Here is a 12,339-nt window from a genome sequence, read left to right as displayed (position 1 = left end):
CATTGAGGCCGATAACGTGCGCAAGGCATACGGCGACAACATCCTTACAGAAGGAATGACTTTTAACCTCCCTCCGGGGGGGATCATAGGAGTTATCGGACCGAACGGAGCAGGGAAGACCACCCTCTTCCGCATGATCACCGGTCAGGAAAAGCCTGATTCCGGCGCTTTCAAAATCGGAGAAACCGTAAAGCTGGCATACGTTGATCAGAGCCGCGATATCCTCGATCCTGGTAAGAGCATCTGGGAGGTTATTTCCGGCGGGGATGATGTTATTCAGCTCGGCAAGCGTCAGGTAAATTCGCGCGCCTATGTTGCCCGCTTCAATTTTTCCGGTTCTGATCAGCAGAAAAAGGTTACAATGATCTCCGGAGGGGAAAGAAACCGCGTCCATCTGGCCCGCATGCTGAAGGAAGAGGCTAATGTCCTTCTCCTTGACGAGCCTACAAACGACCTGGATATAAACACCCTGCGTGCACTGGAAGAAGCATTGGAGAGTTTTGCCGGCTGCGTCATAGTTATCAGCCACGACCGATGGTTCCTCGACCGTATCGCTACACACATGCTCGCTTTCGAGGGCGACAGCAAAGTGGTCTGGTTTGATGGAAATTATTCCGAGTATGAAGCGGACAGAAAGGCCCGTCTCGGGCATGCCGCAGACCAGCCCCACCGCATTAAATACAGACACTTGACCAGAGAATAAACGTTCTGTCCTTAAACACCAGAAATTCTCTGTATCAAAGGATGAAATAAAAATGAACATCGAGATCATTCCTTAAGGTCTATTTCTATATCGTGCCATTTTTAATAACCCCACTTTTGTATCAGTTTCAAACTCAACGTGGGCTTGTCAGTTGAAATCTATTGATATTTATTACAATTACTGTAAATTAATAGCCGGATATCAGATAAAGTATTTTGAATCCTATATGGAGGATGGAGATGATAAAAAAGAAATATTTTGTTCTATTATGCCTTATTGCCCTTCTTGGGTTTGGCTGTGAAACCCCGATTCTCAGGCAGGACATTCCTGTATCGTCTAATCCCGTGGGTGCAAAAATCTATGCAGACGGAAGGCTTTTTGGACAAACACCAGGCACAGTTTCTCTTGAGCGAACACGCGATCATATCCTGACAATAGTCAAAGAAAATTATCGTCAGGAAGATTTGATGATTAGAAAACAATATCAGTCCAATAAGGTACTTATGAAAGCGGTTCAGTCAGGGGTTAATTCGGGGCTCTTTTTCAAAGACACGAGAATGGGAGTTAACAGTGGTTTCAGTTCCATCTCAAGACAGGAAGAGACAGGAGAAGCATATATCCTTGTACCTCCGGCGGTAATAGTAAACCTTGTTCCGCTTTATAGCCCGACAACAGGCGTATCTGTTCCTCCTCCGGGTTTACCAGGGGCTCAAGGAACTCCTCCCGGTCAACCTCCTGTTACTTATAATTCTCCTCCTGCGGACACAGAGAGCACGATAAAAGATGTCTTTAAAGCCGGGATTGTTGCCGGTGCAGCCGCCGGTGCCGTGCAGACAAAACCAATTGAAAAAAAGTGGGAAACATCTTCCTCATCAAGGTCATATACAAAATCTGACGGCACAATGGTTACTGAAAAATCCGGCACTTCAGTGAGTGTCAGTGTCAACCCGGCAGCAGCAATGGTTAACTTAATTGATATACTATCTAAATAATATCAAGAAATATAAGGAGAGTCTCCAGTGAAGATATTAATTCAAATAACAGTTGGAATGGTTGTGCTCTTTATGGTCGTGTGCACGGCTATGGCAATAGACATAGATACCCTCGACAGGGTGAGTGTGCTCATGAGTAAATCCAAAGTACATTCTCTTCTTGGGACACCCGATGAGATTGATGAGTTGAAGGGAGACTTAAAGGTAGAAGTGTACAGGGTAAATAATATGGACCCCATGGTGGGTGCAGGCTGCATATATGAGAAAGATCAGCAGCTTGTGGGACAGTCTTTTGTTTTTCAGGGAGAAATGGGCAAAGAGGCTGCCGATAGGTTAAAAAAGAATGGTTTTATCATAACAGAAGAGAAAGAGGGAACTTTTCGTCTTCTCGGAAAAGATGACGATACGGGCAACCCTCTTATGGTTCACATTATTCTGAATAACGGTTTGACAGTAATAATGACTTTTGAAAAAGATTTTTATGACCGACGTATAAAAGAATAGATGAGAAAAATGAAACAGTCTGGTCAAGCCGATAAATTTTAACCTGATTGACTTGACAATGAAAGAAAGTTGGGACACAATTAATTTTATGCAGGAGTCGTTAAAAAGATGGTTGGGCCGAGCTACATGCAAGAAGCAATCGGTCCAATAAATAATCCCCGTTGATGGATTAAACCTAAAAAGAGCCAAAGAAAGATGCAAGTACGCTAAATTGAAAACGAGAGGTCGATGCCGATGAACAAATATAACCGTTGCTTGCAAAATTATGTTGGATTGTTATCAATATTGTTACTATCTGTCTTTTGTATGCTGACAAATGTAAATGCTGTTTCCGCAGCGGATGAAACAGATAATGTCCAGGTAAGAGACTTAGATGGAATCCCTGAAGATCTTGATATTGTGTATAACAGCGGCGCCACCCATGCAGAATGGGGCAGATCGACATATAAGATTTCAGCCGACGGTAAGGTAGTATATGAAGAAACAAGGGGCAGACAAAGTGCGGTATCAAGACATCAGGAATATTATCAGCTTACAAAGAAGGAACTGCAATTGATTATAAAGAAAATCAAAGACAACCGTTTCTTCAGCTTAAATGAACAATACAGTAATTCGAAAATAAGGGATGGTTCATCAAGTTACATCACGGTAACAATGAACAAAAAGACACATTCTGTTAGCGTGATCAATGTTTACAAGAAACAATTTAACGAGATTGCCGACTTAATAGTTGATATCATAGACAGGAAAAAATCTACAAAACCTGAGTGATGCCATCCTGCATTAAGTTCCCATCAGGTTATGCAGATACTTTTTAGTAGCGGGCCAGTTTGAATATTTGGATAATAATATGTATCTATGGTAATATACTGTCATGATCACAGGCATTAACTCCTTTTATTATTCCGGCATTGTAAATAGTGTAATTCTTTCAGAAAAGTCACAACATACTCCCCAGAATGTAAACAACAGCAGACCGGATGATTCCAGAAAGGTCAGGCTCTCTGATGAGAAAAACTCCATACGTCCTTTTGCTCCTGAAGCAGACATAAAAATTTCCCTTTCCGGCTCTGTGATTTATGACCCTAACAGCCTGCTTGCTGATCTGTCCGGTATTGGACGTTCACAGAAAATAAAACAGGAAATGCCCAAAACAATCTTTCCTTATGGAAGTTCACAGCCCTTAAGAGAATTTCAGTTGATATTTAACGAACCTGTTACACACACTTTTGAGATTATAGTTTGAATTGAAAGCTGAAAAGGGTGTACCTGCCGGCGGCAAACATTGTGGACCGGACGACCCGGATAACCACATTGGACACAGTATGACAAAGCCATGCACGAAAAGTGCCCGACCCTATGACACCACAACCACTTCCACCGCATGTTGCCGACCATCATCAATAAGCGGGATCGCATTACCTTCCCGTCCTATCCCATCCACTGTAACAACCGTTCCTCTTTCTGTACCTGTTTTTCTCTGTACCACATTTATATGGTAGATGGTTTCCCTATACCGGTAGTGCACGGTAAAGCCTTCCCAATCATCCGGGATACAGGGCTCAACATATAGCTTGTCTGCTTTGAGCCTCAGTCCAAGGAGTGATTCCACGATCAGACGGTACATCCATCCGGCTGATCCCGTGTACCATGTCCATCCGCCGCGGCCAGTGTGGGGAGGTACTGCATATACGTCAGCGGCGACAACATAGGGCTCCACTTTGTACATTCCAATCCCTTTAGCTGATCCCCCATGATTCACAGGGTTGATCATGGTTAGGAGTTCCCATGCCCGTCTGCTGTCACCCATGGCTGCGAAGGCCATAGCAGCCCAGATGGCCCCATGTGTGTATTGCCCGCCATTTTCCCGAACACCCGGCACGTACCCCTTGATATAGCCGGGATTTAAGTCAGATTTATCGAAGGGCGGGTCAAGAAGCTGAATTAACGCGTGGTCAGGGTGCACAAGATACTTATCTACTGCGTCCATTGCCATGCGCGAGCGTGTGGCGCTCCCTGCACCGGACAGGACAGACCAGCTTTGTGAAACGGAATCAATGCGGCATTCGGGGTTGACCGATGAACCCAGCGGCGTACCGTCATCGAAAAAAGCGCGTATATACCATTCACCATCCCAACCGTTCTGCTCGATATTCCGGCTAAGTGTGCCTGCTTCTTTCTCACAACGTTCCGCGAATGGCAGATCCCCATACATACGTGCGATATCAATAAAACTCATGAGCACTTTGTAGAGGAAGAATGCGAGCCAGACACTTTCGCCTTTGCCGTCTTTACCCACCATATTCATGCCGTCGTTCCAATCACCTGAACCGATTAGAGGCAGGCCGTGCTCGCCAAATCTGAGGCCCTTGAGGATTGCCCTGATACAGTGGTCATAGAGGCTTGTCTTTTCTTCAGACCTGCCAGGCAGATCGTAATAGGAATCCTCTTCGGCATTGATCGGACGACCTTTAATATATCGGACAGGCTCATCCAGCACACCTGTATCCCCGGTGGTCAAGACATAACGACACGTTGCCAAGGGCAACCAAAGAAAATCATCCGAGCAGTTGGTGCGTACACCCCGTCCTGTGGGTGGATGCCACCAATGCTGGACATCACCCTCTACAAACTGTCGTGATGCACTGAGGAGGAGGTGTTTCCGTACAAGTTGGGGTTCGGCATGGACAAGGGCCATTACATCCTGCAACTGGTCACGAAAGCCGAAGGCGCCGCCTGACTGATAGTAACCGCTGCGTCCCCAAAGACGGCATGACAGGGTCTGATATAAGAGCCAACCGTTGGCCAGGACGTTGATGGACTGGTCCCGTGTCTCCACCTGAACTGTACCGAGGGTACGGTTCCAGTATTGCCATATTGCTTCAAGGGCCTCACGGGCCGCAGCCGGCCCTTTGAAACGATGTGCCAGATTACCGGCGTCATCGGCATCCTGGCCTGCGCCCAAAGTGAAGACGATTTCGTACTCTTCGCCATCCGCCAGCTCAAAGGTCACTTGTATTGCGCCGCATGGGTCCAAAGCGGCGCCTACCCTGCCGGAAAGCCGTGACCGTACCATGGCAGCGGGATTGGCGAGCGTTCCGTTGCGCCCGAGAAATTCCTTCCGATCGCCGCTCATGGTCCTGGTTGCATCATCTACGTTGAAAAAAGCCGTTCGGTTGCCGAATTCAGTGTTGTAAGGATTATGCGCAAAGAGGGCTCCGCTCAGAGGGTTGATCCCGGTAATTATATGCATGACTGATTTGTGCCTCAAACCGCCAAGCACCCATTCCACATATCCGGTAGCAGAAAGTCGCCGTGACCGGCCTGATTGGTTGCGCACCTTCAGTACCGTAAATTTGACTGCAGCGTCCATGGCAACGTATACCCAAATCTCTGTACTGATACCCCGCTCAGTGTGCTCAAAGACGCTGTAACCGAACCCGTGCCGGGTCACGTAAGGCATGGCTCCGCGACTGGGCAGCGGCATGGGGGACCAGAAGTGGCCACGCTCTTCATCACGAATATAAAAGGCTTCTCCGCTGGAATCGCTGACAGGGTCATTGTACCAGGGGGTGAGGCGGAACTCGTGTGCATTCTCGCTCCAGGTATAGGCAAGGCCATTCTCTGAGACAACGGTTCCGAAAAGCGGGTTCGCCAGCACATTCACCCACGGTGCGGGTGTCACCTGCCCACGGGCAGTTGAGATAACATATTCCCGGCCATCAGGAGTGAATCCTCCCAGCCCATTGGAGAACATAAGATCCTGACGGGGCTCTGCTGCTGATGCCTGAGCATCGCCTTTGGCGGTTCGGGTTGGAATAAGTGCCGGCAATATTCCTTCCGTAAAGCTCCGGCTTTTGAATTGGTCCGCAAGTGTTCCCTTGTGATCAGTAATGATGACGCGAGCAATAGTCTGAAACAGAATGCGGTCCTCCTTTGATATCTGGTCGGAAGGTCGAACAAAAATACCGCCCGGTCGATCAGTGACGTTGGCTTCCGTACCTGCAGCGATGAGCCCCATGATCTGTTCGTGAAGAAGTTGCCGGTAACCGGCGTGATCTTCGTTCCAGATTATCAGATCTACTGCCAGTCCTTTTAGACGCCAGTACGCGTGGGCCTGAACGAGTTGTCGCACGAGGTTGATGTTGCCCGGATCTTCAATCTGCAACAACACGATGGGAAGATCGCCGGAAATAGAATAACCCCAGAGGCCGGATTGGCCACGGCGGTTTTTCATGAGAACCCCCGGACCAGCTCTTAGCGACGAATTCGCATATATGACAGAGGCGGCAAGGCGCCCATAAAGCTGCGCATCGGCTTCCGTAGCATTGATCTGCCGCAGTAGCACCTGGCTATGAGTCCACGCAAGATCAAAGACACGATCTGCGAGATGCAGGTCCTGGTACTTCCCGACAAGGCTCATACAGGCATCACGGGTTTCGGCAATACCGGTGACGATAATGATTGTTGCCGATTTTTCCGGATCAAGGGTTATTTGATATCGGATTGCTGCAATCGGATCGAGCACTGAACCCTCACTGTCCGAGAGCCCGGAAGAGCCTCTCATTACTTCCGGAGCAACAATGGTGTTCCCGCGGCCGATAAACCGCATACGGTCGGTTTCGTAAGATACTTCATTGGTCTTGGCGCCGTGCACAGCCATGAGATGGAACATCCATGGCGACTGTTCTTCAAGCGAGCGGGGCCTGCGCGTACAGAGTATTGCCCTCTGCTCGCGGATGATTTCGGTCCGGACAAAGAGATTGCTGAAGGCCGGGTGCAGTGCGTCCTGAGCCGGCGATGCGAGAACAACTTCCTCGTAACTTGTTATTTCGATTATTCTACGTGTCCGCGCACGATTGGTGATGGTAATCCGGCGTAATTCAATGTCATCCTCAGGTGAAACTGCGATCTCCGTATGGGTGTCGAATTCCTGATCCCGGCGGCGAAACTCTGCACGTCCTTCCGAGAATATTGCTTCGTACTGCTTCGAAGCCTTGAGCGCAGGCTGATATGTTGTTGACCAAAAAGCACCGGTTGCTATGTCACGGATATAACAGAATGCACCCCAGTTATCACAGGTGCTGTCTTCGCGCCATCTTGTCACTGCAAGGTCTTTCCAGCGACTATAACCGCCGCCTGCATTCGTGATCATCACATGGTATCTGCCGTTTGACAACAACTGCACTTCCGGTATTGGTGTGTCAGGGCTTGTGTAGACGCGTATCGGCATCTCTTCTACATCATGTGAGATTGTATGAACCTCGGCAAGCTCGGTAGTATGCGAATAAAAAGCCGTGGCCTTTGGCACCCGCTCCTGAAGCAGAAGCATAATTGCCTGAAACGAGAGGTCTGACTCGAATCGCCTCTGCATGGGCCGATTGAGGAGTAAATAGGCCAGGGAAAGGAGGCTCATGCCCTGATGATGTGCCATGAAAGATCGAACCACTGCGCTTGATTGCCCGCGGGGCAGATGTGTCGGAGTATAGTCAATAGCTTCATAAAAACCATACTTCCCTTCAAAGCCCTTAGCAGATAGTTCTTCGAGGTTGAGACAGGCCTCTTCAGGCGCTACCATGAGCGCCAGGGCTGAGGCATAGGGAGCAACAACCATCTCACCGGCAAGTCCGCGTTTAAGCCCCAGGCCGGGCACACCAAAGGCGCTATATTGGTAATTAAGATGCCCGTCAATTGTGTTATACCCTGATTCTGAAACACCCCAGGGTACGCCACGCTTTTTTCCATACTCGATCTGTCTTGCCACAACCGCCTTATAAGTCTCGTCGAGGAGCGTCTGCTCATAAGTTGGCATTACAAGCAGCGGCATTAGGTATTCAAACATGGAGCCACTCCAGGAAAGGAGAATCGGCTCTCCGGCGGCAGTAGTAAGGAGACGTCCCAAGGCAAACCAGCTTTCCTGCGGTAATTGTCCCTGGGCAATGCCGACAAAACTGGAGAGTCTTGCTTCCGAAGCCAGTAAATCATAGTAACTCGCATCCCGTCGGTTTTCGCTGACATTGTAGCCGATAGCTGACAGATGGCGGGTCTCATCGTAAAGAAAGTCATAATCAATACGGGCAAGTTCACCGGATTGTAATACAAGATCTTCTATAATTCCGATCCTCGCCCTGGCCCGGATGTTTGCCTCATTGACGGCCCCTTGAAGTTCGTCAATCTGCTCAAGTTCATTTGGTGTCCAGTCATGTCGATCTGTCATTTTTGATAGAAACTCTTTGTTAATCTCGGCCGATTTGCGTAGCGTCGGAATTTCGTTGAGAACCGGGAAGTCGCCGAGAACCTTTGGAGAGAGTGAAAGCGTTGTCCATGTTGCAAGAAATTCAAGTTCATCGAGGGCGACACGGCATTGGCCGGAAAAAGCATGCGCCCACCATGCGGCCTGACTCTCAGGATCAGCGTCAAAACCGTGGACCACTTCCATGGCAGAGGCAGCAAGCCTGTCAAGGCTCTCCCGTGCCGCATCGAGCTTATCCGGCGGGGCGGAGCTGAGAGACTCCAGATCCTCCAGCACCTGAACGAGACAGACCGGAAGGTTTTTCCCGGCGACGTCCATGAGAATTCTCAATGTATCGAGGAGCCCGTCAAATAACTTTGATCCCAGTATTTTCTCATCAGGAAGTGCGCTGAGGCCTGCCCGCAACGTCAGAAGATGTGCCGTAAGATTTCCGCTGTCCACAGTCGAAATATACATTGGCAGCAACGGTTTTAGAGACTCTGTGTCATACCAGTTGTAAAAGTGTCCCCTGTAGCGCTCCATAGCTTCCATTGTTCGGAAAGCTTCGGCCGTACGATTGATAAGTTGTCCTGCGGAAATGTAGCCGAAATCCCAGGCAGACAAATTGGCAAGAAGTGCAAGCCCCATGTTGGTTGGTGAAGTACGATGGGCAACCTTGGCAAGTGGATGTTCCTGATAGTTATCGGGTGGAAGCCAGTGATCCTCCGGGCAGACGAAGGTCTCAAAAAATGCCCATGTCTTTCGTGAGATCTTTCTCAAAAAAATAATCTGGTCAGAGGTGAGCCTTGCTTCACGGCGGTTAATGGGTTTACTGATCCACCACGCTATTGAAGGGGAGATAAACCAGAGTGCCAGAACAGGCAGGGCATAAGCGATAGCCCCCGGCCTTGAAAGTATGAGATAGATCGTCATGGCAACGGCAATGGCCGGAGAGACCCACATGGTCAGGCAGGCACCGGCCAGGGTTTTTCGGCTTGCGCGATCAGAGTTGCCTGAAGGGTTCCATTCAAGAAGCCTTTTGTTCGTTACCAGCATTCGCCAGATGGTGCGAAGAACAGCGTCAATACTGAAAAATGCTTCATAGGGTAGACAAAGGAGTGTAAATGTAATCTGGCCAAGGCTCCTTCCGCTCTCCTGTAAAACGGCGAGAACGTGCTGACCGGGAAGGACATCAACGGGTTTCTGAAATAGATCCATAAGAGAGATAATCAAAGAAGGGATTACGATGATCCCCATTATCGACAGGGTCCAGAACCAGGGCACAGGCATTAATGTCCAGCCCAAAATAAACAGGAGCATCAACGCCAAGGGTGAGAGGCTGCGCCGCAGGTTATCGAGAATCTTCCATCGGGAAAGGGCTGAGAGGGGATTCTTCTGAAAGCACGCATCCGGGCCCGGGACTCCCGGAAGGAGCCATCTGAAAATCTGCCAGTCTCCGCGAATCCAGCGGTGTCTGCGGCTCACGTCTGCGCTGTAGCGCGAAGGGTATTCCTCATATAATTGCACATCGCTCAAAAGACCTGCCCGCGCATAGCATCCTTCGATGAGATCGTGGCTCAAAATAAGGTTCTCAGGAAAACGTCCCTTAAGGACCTGCTCGAAGGCATCAATGTCGTATATACCCTTGCCGATGAAGGAGCCTTCCCCGAAGAGATCCTGGTATACATCAGAAACAACACGTGTATATGGATCGATGCCTGCATCGCTTCCCCACATATGCGCATATTGAGACCGTTTTGTGCCTGGCAGGCTCACGGCCACCCGTGGTTGAAGAATACCGTATCCGGTACTGATTCGTTGCTTGTTTTCATCGTATTGAGGACGATTCAGCGGGTGCGCCATAGCCTCCACAAGCTGTCGTGCTGCATCGCGCGGGAGTTGTGTATCTGTGTCAAGAGTAATAATATATTTTACTTTCGACAACGCTTTCAAGTCCCCAACGATGAGGGAGAATTCGGTCTTTAAGCCTCCGCGGAGAAGCGAATTTAACGCTGCAAGTTTCCCTCGCTTCCGCTCGTAACCCATCCAGATATTGTCCTGGGAATTAAAACAGCGTGGGCGATGAAAAAGGAAAAACGTGTCGCCTTTCGGGCTCGTGTATTTTTTATTCAATTCCTCAATTTTTTGACGGACCAGCCATAACAAAGGTTCGTCGCCGGGGAGGCTTTCCACGTCGGCGTCAAGGAAATCAGTGAGTATGCCGAAGAGCAGATTATCATCCCTATTTGCCAGGAACCTCACCTCCAGCGCATCCATCAGATGTTCGATGTTTTCAGTTCCTGTGAGCATAGTAGGCACTATGACCAGGGCAGACGATTCCAGTGGAATTCCTTTGGAGAAGTCCATTCGAGGAAGGGGATGGGGCGCCACAAGGCGCGTCGTAAGCCAGTTTACCAAGGCAATCGCCATCTGGCTTACACAGAAAAGTGAGAGTGCACCGATAATCCACAACCAGGGACCATGTAGCCCTTCGGAATGAACCCCTGCAAGCAGATACCCGGTGAAGATTACGGTGATAACACAGATCGTGCCAAGATAGAAGATCAAAGGAAATCGGTGAATTACCTTTTGAATCGCCTCAGTGGAAGACAAACGCACCCCGGCACATGCTTCAATCTGAGTCAACCCTTTGTCGATGAGGAAGAAGCCGACGTGATTCTCCCGTTCGATGCCATTTACGTGCCCCTTGTACTCCCCGGCAAGGCGGATCGCAATTTGCGCCACCTCGTTTTCAGACAATGAGTTGTTCTTTGATATCTTCTCCACTACGTGACGGTATTGATCGCGGGTGGCAAAATCCATCCTGCCGTACACACCAGCGGGGTCCTTGCAGAGGGTTTGTTCGACAACACTCATGGTTTCGACAAATTTCCGCCAATCCATGGCGCCAAGAAAACGTAGACTGCCGATGCTGTTGCTTATAGAAAGCTGATCTGCCGCTTGTTGCTGGTTCTCTGACTGTATTAACTGTTCAATCGTCAGACTTGACTCGGAGAGTTGCTGCTCAATCCAGGTAAGAGGTAATGCGAGAGTGGGACCCTGACCTTTCAGGCGGCGTGTAAGCTCTGCAATAAAAGAACTGACCATGGGAGGGTTTGAGCGTGCCATGTCGGCAATGACCAGAATTAAACCCTTGGGATTTTGCTCGGCCGTCTCAGTAATCCTGTCCGCCCAATAATCAGCAAGATTCCTGTCGATCCTGTCGGCAGCAATCCTCGTTGCAACGCGTCGGAGATTTTCGATCAATGCCAGGCGGAGCATGATGGGAATTGCCCATAATTCGCCCAACTTCAGTACGGTGATTGTCTGATAGGCTGCTACAAAACTGCTAAGGCTCTCAGGATCTACGCGGCCATCACCGTGAGAGATTGTTTCCAGAGCAATGTCATACACGCGGGGAAGACCCATTGACGGGCCCTTTTTCAAGCGGGGTAGTCCCTTGCTGTAACCCTTTGGCAGGTGTCTCTTGGCAGTGCGAATCTGTTCTTCTATAAGGTAGAAGTTGTCGAGAAGCCATTCTCCTGCAGGCGTAATCCTCCTGTTTTCTTTTACGGCCTCTGTCAGTAGCTCGCGAACGTTAAGGAGGACGCCTTCATTTTCGCCCAGCCGCATCAGCAGTTGTTCGGAGATATAGTCTGTGCTTAAGGTGTGTGTGCCGGCAAGGGTCTTGCCGTGCTGTTCCATCTGGGAAGCGCTGAACAACTCCGATCGGAGCGGCGGCTCATCACCAAGGCGCTTTTGCACTGAATGGTTTCTATGGATGCATGTCCATAAGTGAGCCATACTCCTGATAATGGTTGTGCTGAGGAATGTCAAATTGAAGATCTCCTTGCTTGGAACTAAAGCTTAAACCAACCGGATTGAAGATATGATAGTGTTTTGGACTC

6 protein-coding genes are annotated in these 12,339 nt (G+C 49.3%); 5 read left to right on the top strand and 1 reads right to left on the bottom strand.

Translation table 11 applies throughout. The features are described from left to right. The 5 genes from NT178_14325 to NT178_14305 form a co-directional block, all read left to right on the top strand. Positions 1-703, top strand: a 703-nt coding sequence (locus NT178_14325) for an ATP-binding cassette domain-containing protein (protein ID MCX5813703.1), incomplete at its 5' end; no start/stop codon positions are given. A 239-nt stretch (positions 704-942) separates the two neighbouring features. Beyond that, positions 943-1,695 (top strand): PEGA domain-containing protein, encoded by a 753-nt coding sequence (locus tag NT178_14320; protein ID MCX5813702.1) that lies wholly within the window; start codon positions 943-945, stop codon positions 1,693-1,695. A 27-nt stretch (positions 1,696-1,722) separates the two neighbouring features. After that, the gene (locus NT178_14315; protein MCX5813701.1) at positions 1,723-2,199 is read left to right on the top strand and encodes a hypothetical protein; all 477 of its coding nucleotides are present in this window, start codon (positions 1,723-1,725) and stop codon (positions 2,197-2,199) included. 306 nt (positions 2,200-2,505) lie between these two features. Further along, positions 2,506-2,970: a hypothetical protein gene (locus NT178_14310; GenBank protein MCX5813700.1), complete on the top strand. Its 465-nt coding sequence runs from the start codon at positions 2,506-2,508 to the stop codon at positions 2,968-2,970. Between the two features lie 103 nt (positions 2,971-3,073). Continuing rightward, positions 3,074-3,445: a hypothetical protein gene (locus NT178_14305; GenBank protein ID MCX5813699.1), complete on the top strand. Its 372-nt coding sequence runs from the start codon at positions 3,074-3,076 to the stop codon at positions 3,443-3,445. Between the two features lie 111 nt (positions 3,446-3,556). Here NT178_14305 and NT178_14300 read toward each other — a convergent pair whose 3' ends face one another. Then, positions 3,557-12,235: a cyclic beta 1-2 glucan synthetase gene (locus tag NT178_14300; protein MCX5813698.1), complete on the bottom strand. Its 8,679-nt coding sequence runs from the start codon at positions 12,233-12,235 to the stop codon at positions 3,557-3,559. Between the last annotated feature and the right edge of the window lie 104 nt (positions 12,236-12,339).

Source organism: Pseudomonadota bacterium (assembly GCA_026388255.1).
Lineage (GTDB): Bacteria > Desulfobacterota > Syntrophorhabdia > Syntrophorhabdales > Syntrophorhabdaceae > JAPLKB01.
Note: the sequence above shows the minus strand (reverse complement) of the source record. Positions and strands in the feature narration are given on the sequence as shown.